This window comes from Sphingomonas profundi (genome assembly GCF_009739515.1).
Classification (GTDB): domain Bacteria; phylum Pseudomonadota; class Alphaproteobacteria; order Sphingomonadales; family Sphingomonadaceae; genus Alterirhizorhabdus; species Alterirhizorhabdus profundi.
Genome location: NZ_CP046535.1, coordinates 3,530,689 through 3,550,225 on the forward strand (window position 1 = coordinate 3,530,689; position 19,537 = coordinate 3,550,225).

Annotated in this window: 17 protein-coding genes; 12 read left to right on the forward strand and 5 right to left on the reverse strand. The window is 71.5% G+C overall.

The annotated features are described in order from the left end of the window. Positions 1 to 64: 64 nt before the first annotated feature. From GNT64_RS16820 to GNT64_RS16840, 5 genes are read left to right on the forward strand one after another with little or no spacing between them, the layout of a single operon-like run. Positions 65 to 1,477: a glycosyl transferase family protein gene (locus tag GNT64_RS16820; RefSeq protein ID WP_277873240.1), complete on the forward strand. Its 1,413-nt coding sequence runs from the start codon at positions 65 to 67 to the stop codon at positions 1,475 to 1,477. Further along, complete coding sequence (locus tag GNT64_RS16825; protein ID WP_156680562.1) at positions 1,474 to 2,532, forward strand: hypothetical protein; 1,059 nt, start codon at positions 1,474 to 1,476, stop codon at positions 2,530 to 2,532. Before GNT64_RS16820 ends, GNT64_RS16825 begins: the two co-directional genes overlap by 4 nt. Positions 2,533 to 2,584: 52 nt before the next feature. Then, positions 2,585 to 3,499, forward strand: coding sequence for a sulfite exporter TauE/SafE family protein (locus GNT64_RS16830; RefSeq protein ID WP_156680563.1), 915 nt, complete (start codon positions 2,585 to 2,587; stop codon positions 3,497 to 3,499). 2 nt (positions 3,500 to 3,501) lie between these two features. Further along, positions 3,502 to 4,275, forward strand: coding sequence for a TIGR02186 family protein (locus tag GNT64_RS16835; protein WP_156681716.1), 774 nt, complete (start codon positions 3,502 to 3,504; stop codon positions 4,273 to 4,275). A gap of 48 nt (positions 4,276 to 4,323) precedes the next feature. Next, positions 4,324 to 4,797 (forward strand): DUF805 domain-containing protein, encoded by a 474-nt coding sequence (locus tag GNT64_RS16840; protein ID WP_231639064.1) that lies wholly within the window; start codon positions 4,324 to 4,326, stop codon positions 4,795 to 4,797. Positions 4,798 to 4,819: 22 nt separating this feature from the next. Here the strand turns inward: GNT64_RS16840 and GNT64_RS16845 are convergent, their stop codons facing one another. Together GNT64_RS16845 and GNT64_RS16850 are read right to left on the reverse strand one after the other, a co-directional pair. Then, entirely contained in the window at positions 4,820 to 6,214 is a 1,395-nt protein-coding gene (locus tag GNT64_RS16845) for a sugar transferase (protein ID WP_231639065.1), read from the reverse strand. A gap of 156 nt (positions 6,215 to 6,370) precedes the next feature. Next, complete coding sequence (locus GNT64_RS16850; RefSeq protein ID WP_156680565.1) at positions 6,371 to 6,643, reverse strand: hypothetical protein; 273 nt, start codon at positions 6,641 to 6,643, stop codon at positions 6,371 to 6,373. Positions 6,644 to 6,863: 220 nt separating this feature from the next. Here GNT64_RS16850 and GNT64_RS16855 point away from each other — a divergent pair, with 220 nt between their 5' ends. Beyond that, complete coding sequence (locus GNT64_RS16855; RefSeq protein ID WP_231639571.1) at positions 6,864 to 8,492, forward strand: ATP-binding protein; 1,629 nt, start codon at positions 6,864 to 6,866, stop codon at positions 8,490 to 8,492. A gap of 197 nt (positions 8,493 to 8,689) precedes the next feature. Here GNT64_RS16855 and GNT64_RS16860 read toward each other — a convergent pair whose 3' ends face one another. Next, entirely contained in the window at positions 8,690 to 9,982 is a 1,293-nt protein-coding gene (locus GNT64_RS16860; RefSeq protein WP_156680567.1) for an MFS transporter, read from the reverse strand. A 121-nt stretch (positions 9,983 to 10,103) separates the two neighbouring features. On the opposite strand from GNT64_RS16860, the gene GNT64_RS16865 reads away from it, so the two are divergent. After that, positions 10,104 to 11,705 (forward strand): peptide chain release factor 3, encoded by a 1,602-nt coding sequence (locus GNT64_RS16865; protein ID WP_156680568.1) that lies wholly within the window; start codon positions 10,104 to 10,106, stop codon positions 11,703 to 11,705. A gap of 37 nt (positions 11,706 to 11,742) precedes the next feature. Here the strand turns inward: GNT64_RS16865 and GNT64_RS16870 are convergent, their stop codons facing one another. Further along, positions 11,743 to 12,426, reverse strand: coding sequence for a YggS family pyridoxal phosphate-dependent enzyme (locus GNT64_RS16870; RefSeq protein ID WP_156680569.1), 684 nt, complete (start codon positions 12,424 to 12,426; stop codon positions 11,743 to 11,745). 22 nt (positions 12,427 to 12,448) lie between these two features. Between GNT64_RS16870 and GNT64_RS16875 the strand changes: the two genes are divergently transcribed. Then, a complete protein-coding gene (locus GNT64_RS16875; RefSeq protein ID WP_156680570.1) occupies positions 12,449 to 12,988 on the forward strand; it encodes a thiamine phosphate synthase in 540 nt (179 codons plus the stop codon). On the opposite strand, the gene GNT64_RS16880 is transcribed toward GNT64_RS16875, so the two are convergent. Continuing rightward, a complete protein-coding gene (locus GNT64_RS16880) occupies positions 12,979 to 14,964 on the reverse strand; it encodes a glycosyltransferase family 9 protein (protein WP_156680571.1) in 1,986 nt (661 codons plus the stop codon). The genes GNT64_RS16875 and GNT64_RS16880 overlap by 10 nt on opposite strands. A gap of 215 nt (positions 14,965 to 15,179) precedes the next feature. Between GNT64_RS16880 and GNT64_RS16885 the strand changes: the two genes are divergently transcribed. Genes GNT64_RS16885 through GNT64_RS16900 form a run of 4 tightly spaced genes read left to right on the forward strand, consistent with a single transcriptional unit; the run spans position 15,180 to position 19,529 of the window. After that, positions 15,180 to 16,439, forward strand: a complete 1,260-nt coding sequence (locus tag GNT64_RS16885; RefSeq protein WP_156680572.1) for a glycosyltransferase family 4 protein — start codon at positions 15,180 to 15,182, stop codon at positions 16,437 to 16,439. Then, the gene (gene rfaE1, locus GNT64_RS16890) at positions 16,436 to 17,893 is read left to right on the forward strand and encodes a D-glycero-beta-D-manno-heptose-7-phosphate kinase (RefSeq protein ID WP_231639066.1); all 1,458 of its coding nucleotides are present in this window, start codon (positions 16,436 to 16,438) and stop codon (positions 17,891 to 17,893) included. Before GNT64_RS16885 ends, rfaE1 begins: the two co-directional genes overlap by 4 nt. Further along, complete coding sequence (locus GNT64_RS16895) at positions 17,890 to 19,017, forward strand: AGE family epimerase/isomerase (RefSeq protein ID WP_197277051.1); 1,128 nt, start codon at positions 17,890 to 17,892, stop codon at positions 19,015 to 19,017. Before rfaE1 ends, GNT64_RS16895 begins: the two co-directional genes overlap by 4 nt. Then, positions 19,014 to 19,529, forward strand: a complete 516-nt coding sequence (locus tag GNT64_RS16900) for a D-glycero-alpha-D-manno-heptose-1,7-bisphosphate 7-phosphatase (RefSeq protein WP_197277052.1) — start codon at positions 19,014 to 19,016, stop codon at positions 19,527 to 19,529. Before GNT64_RS16895 ends, GNT64_RS16900 begins: the two co-directional genes overlap by 4 nt. Positions 19,530 to 19,537 lie beyond the last annotated feature (8 nt).

The following is a 19,537-nucleotide window of genomic DNA, read 5'->3' on the forward strand; positions in this document are numbered from 1 at the left end:
TCCCGCCAAAGTCATTGCCGCGCAGTATGGCGATGTGCTTAGTCCGTTTCGGGGGAAATGTTCAGTGGCTGCACTTGACGTGCTGATCTGGCTGGCGGCGGGCATCACGCGCGAGCTGATGCTGTTCGCCGCCGTCGGGCTGCTGATCGGCGGCATCGACGATCTGGCGATCGACCTGCTCTATCTCGTCCGTTCCGGCTGGCGCAGCGCCGTCGTCTACCGGCGCCACCGGGCGGCGACCGCCGAATCGCTGCCGCCGCCGGACCGGCCCGGCCGCCTGGCGATCTTCATCGGCGCGTGGGACGAGAGCGGCGTCATTGCCGCCATGCTGCGCGCCGCCCTCGCCCGCCTCGATCACGGCGATTACCGCATCTACGTCGGCGTGTACCCGAACGATCCGGCGACGATCGCCGCCGTCCGCCACGTGCGCCGTCACGCGGCCGGCGGGCGGCGCGTGCGGATGGTCTCCGGCGCGCTCGCCGGCCCCACCACCAAGGCGGAGGCGCTGAACCGGCTCTGGCGGGCGATGCTGGTGGACGAGGCGCGGGAGGGCGTGCCGGTGAAGGCGATCGTGCTGCACGACGCCGAGGATGTCGTGCATCCGTGCGAACTGCGCGTGTTCGATCGGCTGATCGAGCGGTTCGATCTGGTGCAGCTGCCGGTGCTGCCGCTGATCGTGCCGGGATCGCGCTGGGTTTCCGGCCACTATTGCGACGAGTTCGCCGAGGCGCACGGCAAGCAGCTGGTGGTGCGCGAGGCGCTGGGCGCGGGCATGCCGTCCGCCGGCGTCGGCTGCGCGATCTCGCGCGCGGCGATGCAGGGTATGGCCGATCGCGCCGGCGGACGGCCGTTCGACGCGGCGAGCCTGACCGAGGATTACGAGATGGGGCTGCGGCTGGGCGACCATGGCGGGCGCGGCGTGTTCGTGCGCCTGCCAGCGGCGGCGGGGCGCGGCCCGGTGGCGATCCGCGCCTACTTCCCCGCCACGATCGACACGGCGGTGCGCCAGAAGGCCCGCTGGATGACCGGCATCGCGCTGGCCGGATGGGTTCGGCTCGGCTGGCGCGGCGGCCTGGCCGAACGCTGGATGCGGCTGCGCGATCGCCGCGCCGTGCTGGCGGCGATCGTCCTGGCGGCGGCCTATGCGGGGCTGGTCTGCGCGGCGGCCACCTTCGCCCTGTGCTTCGCGATCGGCCGGCCGATGCCGGAGGTGCCGCCGCTGCTGCAGGGGCTGACGGCGATCAACGCCGGCCTGATGCTTTGGCGCGCCCTGGTGCGCTTCGTCATGGTCCGCGCGACCTATGGCTGGCGGGAGGGGCTGCGGGCGATCCCGCGCATGCTGGTCGCCAACCTGATCGCGATGATGGCGGCGCGGCGGGCGGTGGCGGCCTATGTCCGCAGCGGCCGGCCGGGCGGCGCGGCGGTGCCGTGGGACAAGACGAGCCACGCCTTCCCGACCATCCTGCCCGCCGAATGAACACGCCGCTGCGCTTCGTCTCCGGCATACTCGGCCTGTGGATCGCCGGGCGCATCCTGCTGCTGGCGCCCGGCCTGACCCCGCCGAGCGCGGACGCGGACCCGACGGTTCCGGCCGGCGCGGTCAGGCCGGATCGGCCGGGCGGCGACGATCGCATCGCCGGCACGGCAGGCCCGGCCGTCGAGCCGGTCCGCCGAAACGCCGGCGCGGTGCGCCTCGCCGGCCGAGTCGCCCGGCCGCGACGCGCGGAGGCGGTTGTGCCCGGCCACGAAAGCGCGAGCGCGGCGCTGGCGACTCCGCCGTCACCGGTCGACGCGCGTAGCGCATCCCTCGTGCCGGATCTCTCGCCCACCGGGCTGGTCGCGGCCGCGCCGCCGGCCACGCTGCCCGCGACGGCACCGGCCGGGATCGCGGCATCGCGCTGGTCCGGCAATCTCTACCTGTACCGGCGCGGGGACGGCGATGCCGCGCTGGCGACCGGCGGGCAGCTGGGCGGCAGCCAGGCGGGCGGGCGGATCGCCTACCGGCTGAACGCCGCCGGCCCCACCCGCATGGCGGCCGCGGCGCGGATCTCCTCCCCGCTCGACGACGGCCGGGCTGCGGAGGCGGCGGTGGGGCTGGACTGGCACCCGCTGCCGGCGCGGCCGCTGCGCGTCTCGATCGAGCGGCGGATCGATGTCGGCGGCAGGGGGCGCAACGCCTGGTCGGCCTATGCCGCCGGCGGCTTCTGGCGGCAGCTGCGGCCCGGCCTGGTGGTGGACGGCTACGGCCAGGCCGGTGTCGTCGGTGCCCGGCGCGGCGATCTGTTCGCCGACGGGGCGCTGCGCGCCGGCCACCGCCGCGAACTCGGCCGGGCGCGATCGCTGACGGTGGGCGCCGGCGTGTGGGGTGCGGCCCAGCCCGCCGTCGCGCGGCTGGATGTCGGGCCGCGCGTGGCGCTCGGCCTGCCGGTCGGCGGCACCGCCGCCACGCTGGCGGCGGAATGGCGCGTCCGCGTCGCCGGAGAGGCGCGCCCGCGCTCCGGCCCGGCCCTCACCCTGGCCGCGGATTTCTGATCCGGCCGCCGGCGCGGCTGACGGGCGGAGCGAAATGCGGTAGCCGGGCGGCATGGACCTGTATCTGCCCATCGCCGGCCTGTCGGTGAACGTGCTGGTGATCGTCGGGCTCGGCGGCCTGGTCGGCATCCTGTCGGGCATGTTCGGCGTGGGGGGCGGCTTTCTCACCACGCCGCTGCTGATCTTCTACGGCATCCCGCCCGCCGTCGCGGTCGCCTCCTCGGCCACGCAGATCACCGGCGCCAGCGTGTCGGCGGTGCTGGCCCACCAGCGCCGGCAGGGGGTGGATTTCCACATGGGCGGGGTGCTGGTGGCGGGCGGCGCGGTGGGCGCGGTGGCCGGCGGCATGCTGTTCCGCTGGCTGCAGCGGACCGGCCAGATCGATACCGTCGTCGGCATCCTCTACGTCGTGCTGCTCGGCTCGATCGGCCTGCTGATGGCCAAGGAAGCGGCGCAGAGCATCGCCGTGATGTGGGGCAAGGCGCCGCCGCCGCCCGCGCCGCGCCGCCACCATCCGCTGATCGCGGCTCTGCCGATGCGCTGGCGCTTCTACCGCTCCGGCCTCTACATCTCGCCCCTGGCGCCGCTGCTGCTGGGCTTCGGCACCGGCCTGCTCACCGTGCTGCTGGGGGTCGGCGGCGGCTTCGTGCTGGTGCCGGCGATGATCTACCTGCTCGGCATGTCCACGCGGGTGGTGGTCGGCACCTCGCTGTTCCAGATCCTGTTCGTGACGGCGGCGACAACGCTGGTCCACGCCACCACCACCAAGGCGGTTGATATCGTGCTGGCCGGGCTGCTGCTGATCGGCAGCGTCACCGGCGCGCAGCTGGGCGCGCGACTGGCGCAGCGGGTGCGCCCGGAATGGCTGCGCTTCGCTCTGGCCGGCATCGTGCTGGCGGTGGCGATCCGCATGGCGCTGGGCCTGGGCTGGCGGCCGGACGAGATCTACACGGTGCAGCCGCTGTGAGGATGGCGTGGCTGCTGCCGCTGGCCATGCTGCTGGCCATGCTGCTGGGCGGCGCGGCACGCCCCGGCCCCGCCCCGCCGAAGCTGGTGCCTGATGTGTCGCAGCGGCGCATCGACATCATCTACAGCTTCACCGGCGCCGAGCTGCTGCTGTTCGGCGCGATCGTCTATCCCGGCGGGCGGATGCCGGCGCGCCCGGCGGACGTGGTGGTGGTCATCAAGGGCCCGGCCGAATCGATCCTGCTGCGCGAGAAGCAGAAGGTGGCCGGCATCTGGGTGAATGCGGAAAGCGCGCGCTTCCGCTCCGTCCCCTCCTTCTACGCCGTCGCCTCCTCCCGCCCCGTCGCGCGCGTCGTCGATCGGCGGACGGCGGCGATCTACGAGTTCGGGGTCGACAACATCCAGCTCTCGCCGGCCAGCAGCGCGCTGCCGGACGTGCAGAAAAGATTCGAGCACGGCCTCGTCGATCTCAAGCGTCGCATGGGCCTGTATGTCGAGACGCCGGACGGGGTGGAGGTGAGCGAGGGCGTGCTCTACCGCGCGCGCATCAGCCTGCCCGCGCGGGTGCCGGTGGGCGACTATACGGCCGAGACCTTCCTGGTGCAGGACGGGCGCGTGATCGCCGCCGCCGTGCGCGACATCGCGGTGGATCGCCGCGGGTTCGAGCGGATCGTCGCCGGCTTCGCGCAGACCTGGTCGCTCGGCTACGGGCTGATGGCGGTGGCGCTCTCGGTGCTGCTCGGCTGGCTCGCCGGCGTGGCCTTCCGCAAGCGGTGATCGCCGGGCGCACGCCGCCTCTCGCCTGATCGCCGCATCCGTGCGTAGATGGCGCGCGGCGGCACCCGCCGCATCGTCAGGGAGAGCGAGATGGACTGGATGCTGCTGCCGCTGCGCCGCTACGCCTTATTCACCGGGCGCGCGCGGCCGAAGGAATATTGGATGTTCGCGCTGTTCATCGCGCTCGCCACGATCGTGCTGGCGATCGTGGAGAGCGTGCTCGGCATCGGCAGCGGCGAATCGGTGCGGACGATCGGCGACGGCAGCCTTTCCGTCTACTCGCAGCACAATTTCGGCTGGCTGACCGGGCTGTTCTCGCTCGCGATGCTGGTGCCGTCGCTCGCCGTCGGCGTGCGGCGGCTGCACGACACGGACCGGTCCGGCTGGTGGCTGCTGATCGGCCTGATCCCGCTGGCGGGCGGCATCGTGCTGTTCGTCTTCTTCGTGATGAGCGGCACGCGCGGGCCGAACCGCTTCGGCCCCGATCCGATCGAGACCGGCGAGGGCGGCGCGTTGCGATAGCGCGCCGGGTCCCCGCCGCGCCTCAGTAGGCGTTGCGGTGTACCAGCACCTTGAACGTGCCGAGCAGGATCGAGACGTCGCGCCAGATCGTCCAGTCCTTCAGATATTCCAGGTCGGCGCGCAGGCGGTTGGTGAGATCGATGCTCTCGTGCGTGGCGCCGCGATAGCCGCGGATCTGGGCCAGGCCGGTGATGCCGGGCTTGGATGCGTGGCGGTGCCAGTAGCGCTGATCCACCTCCCAGAACAGCTGCATCCCGGCGAGCGAGCCCAGCGCGTGCGGCCGCGGGCCGACGAGGCTCATGTCGCCCTTCAGCACGTTCAGCAGCTGCGGCAGCTCGTCTATGCTGGTCGCGCGGATGAACTTGCCGACGCGGGTGATCCGGTCGTCGTCGCGGCGGGTGGACTGGTTGCCGTTCGCGTCGCACATCTCGCTGCGCATGCTGCGGAACTTGTACATGGAGAACAGCCGGTTGCCGCGGCCCAGCCGCTTCTGCACGAAGAATACCGGCCCCTTGCTGTCCAGCCGGATGGCCAGCGCCGTGACGAGCAGCAGCGGCGCCAGGCCCAGCAGCACCGGCACGGTGAGCGCCAGATCCAGCACCCGCTTCTTGGCCCGGCTGCGCATGGAAAGCGGGCCGCTCGACACGAGCATCGTGTCATGCCCCTCGAACGAGCCGAAGCCGATGGCGCCAAACTCGTTATACTGCGAGGCGATCACCTCGCCGCGCACGTTGGCCCCCTTCAGCAGCATCGCCCAGACATGGCGCCGCTCCGGGCTGCATGCGACGACTACGCGGTCATAATCCTTGATCATCGCGCCCAGCCGATCGAGCATGTGCGGATCGTTGACGTTGGGGCGCAGGTTGAACAGCGCCGCCTCGATCACCGCAGCGCCCGGCGGGGGGGTGAACGACACGTCGTCGACGATCACCATCTCGTTCAGCGGATTGCCGCCGGTGATTCGCGCGGCATAGCGGGCGAAGGCGAGTCGCGTGGCGGTGAGGGCCAGGATGCCGCCGCCCGTGCCCAGGCCCAGCACCAGGCGCGAGATCGACTCGGTGGAGCGCAGGAAGAAGGCGATGAACAGGATCGTCGCGACGGTAAACAGGAAGGAGGTGAGCGCGCGCATGATCCCGGCGATCGGGTTGCGCAGCACGTCGATGCTGTACGCGTTGCTGTTCAGCGCGATGCCCGCGTAGATCGGCACCGTCAGCAGCGCCACCTCCACGCCGAAGCCGTGGAACAGCGAGCCCGTGCGCGCCAGCGCGGCCAGCAGGAAGGCGACGACCAGCGCCGCGCAATCCAGCGCCAGCAGGCCGCCATACAGCCGCAGCCGCAGAACCTGCTTGGAAACACTCTTCTCGCCGAGGGCATAATGGCGAGAGTCGAAGCCGATCTGGGTGTGTATTGCGTTCACGTCCGTCCCCATCGTGCATCGCGATCTAAGCTTGCGAAACCCGCGACGATTAACGACCCGTAGACGCAATCTACGACTCACCATTGTGCGACGCAACACATAAAGCGGACCTAATTTCCCGCCGAATCGGAGCTTACGATCCCATATCGGGAATGTTCAGATCAACAGCCAGATCAACCCCGCCACGCCGGTCACGGCGGCGAAGGCCGCGCCCAGCGACAGGGCATGCACCACCTGCTCGATACCGCCGCGCGGCTCCGGCGGCAGCAGCCAGGCCTCATATTCGCCCGCGGTGAGTCGCGCCGCGAGATCCGCTTGGATCGTGCCCACCGGCCCGCTTGCGCGGGTGCGCGTCCGCTCCGCCGGCACCCGTACGTAGCGGGGCTCGATGTAGGGGATCGGGTGGGAGACCGCGAGGTTCGATGTCATCGGAGTGCCTTTGCTGGAACCGTCCGGCATCTACCCCGCCAGGCATAAGCATCCGGTAAAGGCGGATGCTTGACGAACCACGAACGCGGCGAGTCGCGCCGCCGGCGTGGAGAGCAAAGCCTTAACCTACTCGGTTTACCAAACGGTCCGGATGACGGGGACCGAGAGCATGAACGACATGGCTAGCCTTCGGGGGGCGAGCGATCAGGGCGCGCAGGGAATGACGCCGGCGACGGCGCTTCCGGCGGCCGACGCGATGGAGATCGGCCGGCTGCTGGAGGTGAGCGGATCGACCTCGCAGATCGCGCTCGACGGCACCCTGCTCGCCTCGCTGGCGGACGATCCCGATCCCGGCGTCGCCATGGCCGGGCAGATCGGCAGCCAGGTGAAGCTGCGGGTCGGCCAGCGCTGGCTGCTCGCCAACATCCGCACGATGCGGCTGGCGGCGACCGATACCGACGTGGTGATCGCCAACGTGGATTTCCTGGGCGAAGGCGATCGCGATCCGTTCACCGGCCGCATGTCCAACTTCCGCCGCGGCGTCACCCGCTATCCCGCGCCGGGCGCCTCGGTGCAGCCCGTCACCTCCGGCGAGATGCAGCAGATCTACGCGGCCGACGATCGCGCCCATGTCGAGATCGGCACCGTCTACCCGACCAAGGATATCCGCGCCGCGCTCTACGTCGATGCGCTGCTCGGCAAGCATTTCGCGCTGCTGGGCTCCACCGGCACCGGCAAGTCCACCTCCGCCGCGCTGATCCTGCACCGGATCTGCGACATGGCGCCGGAGGGGCATATCGTGATGATCGATCCCCACGGCGAATATCCCGCCGCCTTCAAGGGCACGGGCGAGATCTTCAACGTCGACAATCTGGCGATGCCCTACTGGCTGATGAACTTCGCCGAGCATGTCGAGGTGTTCGTCACCTCCACCGGTGCCGACCGGCAGCATGATTCGGACATCCTGGCCAAGTGCCTGCTCGCCGCCCGCGCGAAGAATCGCTGTGCGGAAGGGATCACCAAGCTGACGGTGGACAGCCCGATCCCGTATCTCCTCTCCGATCTGCTGGCCATCATCCAGGCCGAGATGGGCAAGATGGACAAGGCCGGCGGCACCGCCCCCTACCAGCGGCTGAAGACGAAGGTTGAGGAGATCCGGGCCGATCCGCGCTACGCCTTCATGTTCTCCGGCATGCTCGTCAGCGACAGCCTCTCGGCCTTCCTAGCGCGGATCTTCCGCCTGCCGGGCTACGGCAAGCCGATCTCGATCGTCGACGTCTCGGGCGTGCCCAGCGACATCACCAACGTGGTGGTGGCGGTTCTGGCGCGCATGGTGTTCGACTATGCCGTGTGGGCGCGTGGCGAGATGCAGCGCCCGATCCTGCTCGTCTGCGAGGAGGCGCATCGCTACATCCCGTCGGATCGGGTGACGACCGGCTCGGCGGTGCGCGGCATTCTGGAGCGGATCGCCAAGGAGGGCCGCAAATACGGCGTCTCGCTGGGCCTCATCACCCAGCGGCCGTCCGATCTGGCGGAGGGCGTGCTCTCCCAGTGCGGCACGATCATCACCCTGCGGCTCAACAACGATCGCGACCTGGGCTTCGTGCGCGCGGCCATGCCGGAAGGATCGCGCGGCTTCCTCGACACGATCCCGGCGCTGCGCAACCGCGAGTGCATCGTCAGCGGCGAGGGCGTGTCGATCCCGCTGCGGGTGACGCTCGACGATCTCGAACCGAACAAGCGGCCCGCCTCAAACGATCCGGTCTTCTCCACCCTCTGGCGGCAGACCGGCGGCGAGCAGGCGCTGATCGAACGCGTGATCCACCGCTGGCGCAGCCAGGGGCGATAGGAGCCCCCGCCCCGTTCCTTGTGCCGAGCGAAGTCGAGGCGCGAGCGAAGTCGAGGCGCGAGCGAAGTCGAGGCGCGAGCGAAGTCGAGGCGCGAGCGAAGTCGAGGCGCGAGCGTAGTCGAGGCGCGCCGCACCGCGATCCAGCCCCTCGACTTCGCTCGGGGTAAGCGAGTCGCGCGGCACGGGGGATTGCGGGTTCAGTCCTCCGTGATGCGGCTGTGCCGCTTCGTGTCGCACATCAGCAGCGCGGTGACGAAGCTGACCGCCATCAGCACGATTGCATACACGTAGAAGCCGCGCTCGATCCCCTCGCTCTTGAACCACAAGGCGACATATTCGGCCGTGCCGCCGAACGCCGCATTGGCCACCGCATAAGGCAGCGCCACGCCGAGCGCGCGCACATGGGTGGGGAACAGCTCCGCCTTCACCACCGCGCCGATCGCGGTGTAGCCCGCCTGCAACGCCAGCGAGACGAGGATCAGCGCCAGCGCGGTGCCGATCCCGCCGCCTTCGGCGATGCCGCTCATCACCGGCCACAGCGCCAGCGCGCCGCCGCCGAACGCCACCAGCAGCATCGCCCGCCGCCCGACCAGATCGGAGAGCCAGCCCGCCAGCGGCTGGAACAGCATGAAGGCGATAAGGCTGACGGCACTCGCCTCTGACGCCTCGGCCTTGCCGTAGCCGGCCGTGTTCACCAAGAACTTCTGCATGTAGGTGGTGAAGATGTAGAAGCCCAGCGATCCGCCGGCGGTGAGGCCCACGATCGTCATCACCTCGCGCGGATGCTCGCGCAGCAGCGCCATCGTCGTGCCGCCGCGCGCGCCGGCCGCCTCCGCCTTCACGAAGGACGGGCTCTCGTCCAGCCCGCGGCGGATCCAGAACACGATCACCGCCAGCATCGCCCCGATCACGAACGGCACGCGCCAGCCCCACGCCTCCAGCGCCTCCTTCGGCAGGATACGCTGGAGCAGGATCAGCACGGCCAGCGCGATCAGCTGCCCGCCCACCAGCGTGACATAGTGGAAGCTGGACCAGAAGCCGCGCCGCCGCGCGCCGGCCACCTCGCTCATGTACGAGGCCGAGGCGCCATATTCGCCGCCCACCGACAGCCCCTGCACCACCCGCGCCAGCAGCAGCAGCACGCCCGCGCCGGCGCCGATCGCCGCGTGCGACGGGATCAGCGCGATCATCAGCGATCCGGCGCACATCATGCCGACGGAGAGGCTCAGCGCCGCCCGCCGGCCGGCGCGATCGGCGTAGAGCCCCATCGCCCACGCGCCCACCGGCCGCGCCGCGAAGCCGACGGCGAACACCGCCGCCGTCTGCAGCAGCTGCGTCGTCGGATCGCCCTTTGGGAAGAACGCCGGCGCGAAATAGAGCGCGAAGACGGCATAGGCGTACCAGTCGTACCATTCGACGAGGTTGCCGGCGGCCCCGCCCAGTATCGCCCGCAGCCGCGCGCCGTTGCCCATGCCTGCCTGCCCGGCCATCCGCGTCTCCCTCGCGCACGGCCTAGCATGTCGGCGCGGGGAGACGGTAGCGCCACCGCACCCCGCCGGCCGGGCGCGGCCGGTGGCAATATCTGCCGGCAGCCGCTATCGGCGACCGGCCATGGACATCATCGACCACGCCGCGGACCGCCCGACCACCCGCCCGGATCGCCGCACGTTCGCCATCATCTCCCACCCGGACGCCGGCAAGACGACCTTGACGGAGAAGCTGCTGATCGCCGGCGGCGCGATCCACATGGCGGGCGAGGTGAAGGCGCGCGGCGCCGCCCGCCGCGCCCGATCGGACTGGATGAAGATCGAGCAGCAGCGCGGCATCTCCGTCACCTCGTCGGTGATGACGTTCGAATATGACGACATCGTCTTCAACCTGCTCGACACGCCCGGCCACGAGGACTTCTCGGAGGACACCTACCGCACGCTGACGGCGGTCGATTCGGCGGTGATGGTGATCGACGCCGCCAAGGGCATCGAGCCGCAGACGCGCAAGCTGTTCGAGGTGTGCCGCCTGCGGTCCGTGCCGATCATCACCTTCGTCAACAAGATCGATCGCGAGGGGCGCGACGGCTTCGCCCTGCTGGACGAGATCGCCGACCAGCTGGCGCTGGACGTGGCGCCGATGGAGTGGCCGGTCGGCATGGGCGGCCTGTTCGAGGGGCTGTACGACCTGCGCGGGCACCGGCTGCTGCTGCCCGACGCCAATCGCGGCTTCTCCGGCCATGTCGAGCAGCTGGCCGGGCTGGACGATGCGCGGCTGGACGATCTCGTCTCCGCAACCGCCGCCGCCGCCCTGCGCGAGGAGGCGGAGCTGGCGCTCGGCGGCTATGCCGCGTTCGATCTCGCCGCCTACCGCCACGGCGACCTGACGCCGGTATATTTCGGCTCCGCGCTCAAGGATTTCGGCGTCGCCGAGCTGATCGCCGCGCTGCGCGATCTCGCCCCCTCGCCGCGCGCGCAGCCCGCCACGCCGGCGCCGGTGGAGCCCGATGCGCCCCAGGTCAGCGGCTTCATCTTCAAGATGCAGGCCAACATGAACCCGCAGCATCGCGACCGGGTGGCCTTCATGCGGCTCTGCTCGGGCCGGTTCCGCCGCGGCATGAAGCTCAACCAGTCCGGCACCAACAAGCCCATCGCGGTGCACAGCCCGATCCTGTTCTTCGCCCAGAGCCGCGAGGTGGCGGACGAGGCGTGGCCGGGCGACATCATCGGCATCCCCAATCATGGCACCCTGCGCGTGGGCGACACGCTGAGCGAGGCGAGCGGCATCACCTTCACCGGCCTGCCGAACTTCGCGCCGGAGATATTGCGCCGCGTGGCGCTGGTCGATCCGACGAAGACGAAGCAGCTGAACAAGGCGCTCGACGATCTCAGCCAGGAGGGCGTGGTGCAGGTGTTCCGCCCGTCGCTCGGCGCGCAGCTGATCGTCGGCGTCGTCGGCCAGCTGCAGCTGGAGGTGCTGATCTCCCGGCTGGAGCACGAGTATAAGGTCGACGCCCGGCTGGAGCCCTCACCCTACGCCACCGCCCGCTGGATCGCCTCCGACGACGCCGCCGCGATGAAGACCTTCGCCGCCGACCACCGCGGCGCGATGGCCGCCGATCACGACGACGAGCCCGTCTTCATGGCGAAGGACGACTGGGAGCTGAGCTACGTGGCGCAGCGCAACCCGAACATCCGCTTCACCGCGACGAAGGAGCGGGTGTGAGGTGAGCGGCTGCGCAGAGTAATGGCCGGCGGCATGCCTATCCCCGATCCCCGAACAGTGCCGTCCCCACACGCACGCATGTCGCGCCCAGCATCGCCGCCGTCTCATAGTCGCCGGACATGCCCATGCTGAGGGCGGCGAGGTCGTGCCGCCGCGCCAGCTTTGCCAGCAGGGCGAAATAGGGCGCGGCCTCGGTGTCGGCCGGGGGCACCGCCATCAGGCCGGCGACGGGCAGGCCGGCGGCGACGGCCGCGTCCAGCAGCGCGGGCAGGTCGGCGATGGCGCAGCCGCCCTTCTGCGGTTCCTCGCCGATGTTGACCTGCACGTAGCAGTCGGGGCGGCGGCCGGTCTTCGCCATCGCGGCGGCCAGCGCCGTCAGCAGCGAGGGGCGGTCGAGCGCGTGGATCGCATCGAACAGGCGCACCGCCGCTTCCGCCTTGTTCGATTGCAGCTGGCCGACCAGATGCAGGCGCAGGCCGGGCGTCGCCGCCCGCAGCGCCGGCCATTTCGCCTCCGCCTCCTGCACGCGGTTCTCGCCGAAGCTGCGGTGGCCGGCGGCGATCAGCGGAGCGATCTCCTGCGGCGTGCGCGTCTTGGAGACGGCGACCAGCTCGATCGCGTCGGCCGGGCGGCCGGCCAGAGCGGCGGCGCGGGCGATCGCGGCCTGCACGGTGACGAGGCGGACGGCGGCGAGGCGGGCGGCGGCTTCGGTTTCGCTCATGCGGGCTGCTATAGGCAGGGCCATGCGGCCCCGCCATCCTCTCCCCACCCGCTGGCTGATGACCGACGAGCGGCTCGGCGAGCGGCTGTGGGCGGCGCTGGAGCGGCTGCCGCGCGGCGGCGGCATCGTGTTCCGCCACCATGCGACGCCGGCAGCGGCGCGGCGCCTGCTGTACGATCGGGTGCGGCGGGTGGCGCGAAGGCGTGGGCTGGTGCTCGTGCTCGCCGGGTCGCCACGGCTGGCGGTGGCGTGGCGGGCGGACGGGGCGCACGGCCGCTCGCCGCACGCCCGCGCCGCGCGCCCGCTGCTGCGGACCGCGCCGGTGCATGACGCGCGCCAGATGGCGGCGGCGCGTCACGCCGACCTGTTGTTCGTCTCGCCGGTGTTCGCCACCCGCTCGCATCCGGGCGCGGGCGGGCTCGGCCCGCTGCGCTTCGCCCTGCTCGCCCGGCGCGCGCGCCGGCCGGTGATCGCGCTGGGCGGCATGGACGCCGTCCGCGCACGGCGGATCAGGGCGGCGGGCTGGGCGGCGATCGATGCGTGGAGTGCGCCTCAGAGCTGAGCGCGCACCGCCGCCATCGCCTCGTCCACGCCGATCGAGCGGATGCAGACGGCGTCGCGCCCGCAGAGCTGGACGTCGTTGAGGCCGCAGCCGACGCACGGCACCCGCTTCGACAGGATCGTGCCCGCGCCGTCCTGGCCCCACTCGTTCCAGTTGAGCCGGCCGACGTGCAGGCTCACGGTCGCCACCCCGCGCGTGGCGGCAAGGTGCTTCGGCCCCGAATCATTGCCCACCATCACCCGCGCGCTGGACAGGATGGCATCGAAGGCGTCGGCATCCAGCAGGTCGAACACCCGCACGCGCGGGTTGCCGCGCAACGCCGCCAGCCCGGCGATCATGTCCCCGCCGAACATCACGACATTCAGCGGCGTCTCCGCCAGCACCCGCTCGGCCAGCGCAATGAAATGTTCGGCCGGCCAGCAGTTGATCGGGTGGCGCGCGCCCGTGTGCAGCACGACATGGCCGCGTGGGGTGAGGCCGTGCTCGGCCAGCACCGCATCGACCGGCGCAGCGCGCGGCACGACCGGCCGGCGCGGCGCCACCGCCACCGCCAGCGCCTCCACCAGGGTCATCACCGCGGCGGCGTGCGACAGCTTCTCCAGCTGGTTGACCTTGTCGCGCGATCGCAGGCCGATGCCGTAGTCGAGGAAGGTGAAGCGATCGGGGTTGAACCCGACGAGGTGGGTCGCGCCCGTCAGCAGCAGCAGCGGCCGCGTCTCGTCGCCGGGGCTGAGATCGATGGCGAGGTCGAACGTCTCGTCGCCCAGCAGCGCCCGCACCCGCGCCTCCTCGGCCGGCGGCAGGTGGCGCCGCTCGGTGAGCGGGCTGTAGTCGAGCGCGATCGGCAGCACCCGATCGGCGATGCCCGATGCCTCCACCACGGCCCGCACGCCCGGCTGCACCAGGGCGGTGAGGGTGGCGCCGGGGAACAGCCCGCGCAGCCGCGCCATGGCCGGCAGCGAGGCGGACACGTCGCCCAGCTGGTCGACCCGGATCGCCAGGATCGAGCGGACCGGCCCTTCCAGCACCGATCGGGCGGCGGCGCGCACCTGCGCGGGGGCTGCGACCACGAACGCGGCGGGATCGGCCGTGCCGGGCGGGGGGGACGGCACGAAGGCGTCCGATCCGGCCAGATCGGGCAGCGGCCCGCCCGCCTCCGCCACGTTGACGAACAGCCCGGCCGATGGCGCATGCTTGCCGGCGCGCAGGCTCAGCCAGTGGCGGCCGGCGGGCAGGCGGGCGCTATCGATCCAGATGTTGGCCACGTGCAGCCGGATCGGGATCATGCCCCGCTCGACGAAGCGGACCGGCGCCGCCTCCAGCCGCACCGCCGCATCGCCCTCGCCCAGCCACAGCTCGACCGTGTCGAGCTGGGCGAGCGAGAAGATGCGGGCGCGCACCGCGATCATGCCGGCGAACAGCGGCTCGATCGCGCCGTCGCGCACCATCGACAGCGATCCGACCTGATCGAACATGATCGAGGGATAGTTGTTGCCCTTGCGGCGGACGGCCTGATTGTCGTCGCGGCCCAGCGAGCCCAGCCAGCGGCGCGGCTCCTCCGATTCCACCTGCACGCGGTTCGGCAGGTCGCGCGCGGTGGGCGACGGCATCACGACCGGGCCGTTGCCGGCAGGGGCGACCTGATCCGGACGCTCGGTAATCACGTAGGCGAGAAGATCGGTGCCGGCGCGACGGCTGGCATCCGCTATCTGCTTCAGCGCCTCCGGCCGGTGCATACCGCCCACCACGCCGCTGTAGCTTCTTACTGCGGCACGATAGTCGCCATATTCCTTCAGGCAATTGCCGATCTGGATCTTCAGATCCTCGCGCCAGGGCATCCAGTCCAGCGCGCGGCGGTAGCCGATCACCGCCTCGATCCACTCCGATCGGTTGCGCAGCGCGTTGGCGTGCTGGACATAGGGGCGGCCCAAGCGGAAGCGCACGGCCTTGATCGCCATCTTCACGATGTTCGCCATCGGTCAGCCGTGCCTCGCCGTGCGGCAGGGCGTCGGTCGTGTTCGGCGGGTGAGGAGAGGGGGCATGTCGTTCCAGCGCAGGCAGACGGCGATCTGCGGAGGGCCATAGCGGAAAGCGAACGGGTTTGGCGATGCCGGCCGGGCAGGGAGGGGCCCGGCGACCTTGCCAGCGCCCGGCCGACGACCTATCCGCCCCGGCCGGAGAGGCAGCAGGATTGACCGCGCTGAGGATCGGGATCGACGGCTTCAATCTCGCCATGCCGCACGGCACGGGTGTCGCCACCTACGGACACGTGCTGGCCGAAACGCTGCACGCCGGCGGCGACGAGGTGACGGCGGTGTTCGGCATCGGTGGCGGCAGTCCGGCCGCGCGCGGAACGCGGCTGCGGATCATGCTTCGCGGCATGGCGCCGTTCCTCTCGGCAAGAGCGGCGGAGACCGATCGGGCGTGGCTGCACCGCGCCCTGGCCGCGCGCGCGGCGCCGCCGTTCGCGCGGAGCGTGAACGCGCCCGACCTGTTCGCGCTGGCCCACCGCCACTTCCGCCACCACGATCGCTTCTTGCCGCTGCGGATGACCGATCCGCCGACGATCATGCACTGGACCTATCCGCTGCCGGTGCGGCTCGTCGGCGCGCGCAACGTCTACACGCTGCACGATCTGGTGCCGCTGCGGCTGCCCTTCGCCACGCGGGACGACACGCGCTATTATGATCGCCTGGTGCGCCGCTGCGTCGCCACCGGCGCGCATGTGTGCACCGTATCGGAGGCGAGCCGGGCGGATATCCTGCGCCTGCTGGGCGTGGCCGCCGATCGGGTGACGAACACCTACCAGGCCGGCCCGCCCCCGCCGGATCTGTCCGCAGAAGCGATCGCCGCCGATCGCGACATGGTGGCGCGGCTGTATGGCCTCGCGCCGCAGGGCTATTTCCTGTTCGTCGGCACGATCGAGCCGAAGAAGAATGTCGCCGCCCTGATCGACGCCTATCTCGCTACGCCCCCCGGCATCCCGCTCGTGCTGGTCGGCGCGCGTGGCTGGGGCAGCGCGGCGGCGCTTGCCGCGCTCGACCGGGGGGATGCGGACGGCCGCGTGATCCATCTCGATTACGCGCCGCGCGCGCAGCTGCTCGGCCTGATCCGGCTGGCGCGCGCGCTGCTGTTCCCGTCGCTGTGGGAAGGCTTCGGCCTGCCGGTGCTGGAGGCGCTGCAATTCGGCACGCCGGTGCTGATCGGCGACCAGGGCGGCCTGCCGGAGGTGGCGGGGGACGCCGCCGTGATCGTCGATCCGCACGACGGCGCGGCGCTCTCCGCCGGCATCCGCGCGCTGCACGACGATGCGGCGCTGCGCCTGCGCCTGTCCGCGGCCGGCCCGGCGCGGGCCGCCCTGTTCTCGCGGGCGCGATATTTGACCCGGCTGCACGCCATGTATACGCGCATCCTCGCCGGGACGCTGCCCGGAGGGGATGACGTACCGTGACCAGCGCGACCCTGTTCGATCCAGCGGCGAACATCCTCGTCGTCGGCGATGTCATGCTGGATGGCTATGCGAGCGGCGCGGTGGAGCGCATCTCGCCCGAGGCGCCGGTGCCGATCCTGAAGCATATGGCCCATCTGGAGGTGCCGGGCGGCGGCGCCAACGTGGCGACCAACCTCGCCGCGCTCGGCGGCCGCCCGCACCTGATCGGCGTGATCGGCGACGATGCCGAAGGCCGCCGACTGGATGCGCTGCTGCTTGGCGCGCGCGTCTCCACCCGGCTGATCGTCGCGGCCGAGCGGCAGACGACGTTCAAGCAGCGCATCCTTGCCGGCAACCACCAGATGCTGCGGATCGACAAGGAGGATGCGACCCCGCTCGATCCGGCGATCGCGGACGCCGTGATCGCCGCGGTGGACGATGCGATGCCCGCGATGCAGGCAATGATCCTCTCCGATTATGCCAAGGGCTGCCTCGGCGATCGCGTGCTGGCGGCGATCATCGCCCGCGCCCGGCGGGGCGGCGTGCCCGTATTCGTCGATCCCAAGCGGGCCGATTTCGCTTTCTACGCCGGGGCCGACTTCATCACCCCGAACCGTGCCGAGCTGCGCGCCGCGACCGGCATCGTCTGCGATACCGACGATGCGTGCCGCCGGGCCGCCCGCGCGGCGATCGCGGCGACGGGCGCCACCATCGTCCTCACCCGATCCGAACAGGGCATGTCGCTCTACCCGGTGGCGGGCGAGGAGATCGTACTGCCGACGGAGGCGCGCGAGGTGTTCGACGTCTCCGGCGCGGGCGACAGCGTGATCGCGAGCTTCGCCCTCGCCATCGCCAGCGGCCACGCCGTGCCGCAGGCGCTACGGCTGGCCAATCTCGCCGCCGGGCTGGTGATCGCCAAGGCGGGCACCGCCACCATCTCGGAAGCGGAACTGATCGAGGCGCTGGCGCGCGAGCATCAGGCGCCCGACACGGACGGCGCGGTGGGGTGGGACGAGGCCGCCCGCCGCCGGGCGGAGTGGAAGCGGCAGAAACTGCGCGTCGGCTTCACCAACGGCTGCTTCGATCTGCTGCACCCCGGCCATATCGCGCTGCTGCGCGAGGCGGCCCGGCAGTGCGACCGGCTGATCGTGGCGCTGAACAGCGACGCCTCCGTCCGCCGGCTGAAAGGCCCCGCCCGCCCGATTCAGGGCGAAGCGGCGCGGGCCGAGGTGATGGCCGCGATCGGCCACGTCGATCTCGTCACCCTGTTCGATCAGGATACGCCGCACGCGCTGATCGACCTGCTGAAGCCCGATCTGCTGGTGAAGGGCAGCGACTATGCCGAGGACGCGATCGTCGGCGCCGATATCGTCAAGGCGCATGGCGGCGCGGTGCTGCGTGTCGATCTGCGCGCCGGCCACTCGACCACCAGGCTCGTCGCCCGCAGCCTGGCATCCCCGGACGCGGTGGGGTGAGCGGGGCGGCGACGGCCGCGTCGCTGCGTCCCCTCGCGGCGGAGGCGCAGGCGTGGCTCTACGGCAAGGCGCTGCCGCTGTGGCTGGCGCACGGGGTGGATCGCGCGCGCGGCGGCTTCCACGAAACGCTCGATCCGGATGGCCTGGCTTGCGCGGTGCCGTACAAGCGGCTGCGCGTCACCACCCGCCAGATCTACGCCTTTGCCGAAGGCGCGCGCCACGGCGTACCCGGTGCCCGCGCGGCGGTGGAGCATGGCCTCGCCTTCCTGCTCGGCCCGCTGCGCCACCCCGAGGGCGGCTTTGCCCGGAGCTGCGATCGCGACGGCCGCATCGTCGATCCGGCACGGGATCTCTACGATCTCGCCTTCACCCTGTTCGCGCTGGGCCACGCCTATCGCCTCACCGCCGACGCCGCCCTGCGCGACGAGGCGATCGCACTGCTGGCCTTCATCGACGCCCATCTGCGGCACCCCGCCGGCGGCTATGCGGAAGGGCTGCCCGCCGCGCTGCCGCGCCGGCAGAACCCGCACATGCACCTGCTCGAAGCCGCGCTCGCCTGCGCCGAGCTGATGCCGCACCCACAGTTCGATCGCCTGTGCGACGATCTCGCCGATCTCGCCGCGCGCCGCTTCATCGACGTGCCGGCCGGCGTGATCCGCGAATATTATGCCGACGACCTGGTGCCGGAGGGACCGTTCGGCGGCGCGCTGGTGGAGCCGGGCCACAATCTCGAATGGGCCTGGCTGCTCACCGAACTGGTGCGTGTGCGCGGGCGCGCCGTGGCGGGCGGCGCCCGCCTCGCCAGCTTCGCCCTGGCGCGCGGGCTGGACGCGGACACCGGCCTGCTGCGCGGCGCCTTGTTCGACGACGGCGCCGTCGCCGACGCATCGGTCCGCCTGTGGCCGCACTGCGAGTGGCTGAAGGCGGCGCTGGCCTATCCCGACTTCGCGGCCGGTTCGCCGGCGGTCGCTTGGGCCGCGCTCCGCCGTTTCCTGGCCGGCCCGCAGCCGGGCCTCTGGTGCGAGCGGTGGGACGGGCGGGGCTTCGTCGCCGCGCCGGCGCCCGCCAGCACGCTCTACCATCTCGTCTCGTGCATCACCGCGCTCGCCCGGCACGCGGCGTGAACGGCGCGGTCTTCTTCGATCGGGATGGCGTGCTGAACGAGGATGTCGGCTATCTGCACCGCATCGCCGATTTCCGCTGGATGCCGGGCGCGCGCGCGGCGCTGGCGCGGGTGCGGGCGGCGGGGCTGCTGGCGATCGTCGTGACCAACCAGTCCGGCGTCGCCCGCGGCCTGTACGGCGAGGCGGACGTCGATCGGCTGCATGGCTGGATGCAGGCGGATCTGGCGCGGGACGGCATCGCCATCACCGCCTTCTACGCCTGCCCGTTCCACGCCGACGCGGTGGAGCCGCGCTACCGCATCGCCGACCATCCCGATCGCAAGCCGAACCCCGGCATGATCCTGCGCGCCATGGCGGAGTGGCGGATCGATCCGGCCCGCGCGGTGATGATCGGCGACAGGCCGAGCGATCTGGTGGCGGCGGCAGGCGCCGGCATCGCCGCCGCGCTGTTCGACGGCGTGGACCTGGAAGAGAGCGTCGCACCCTGGATCGCCCGCCTCACCGCCGGGTGAGCGGATGC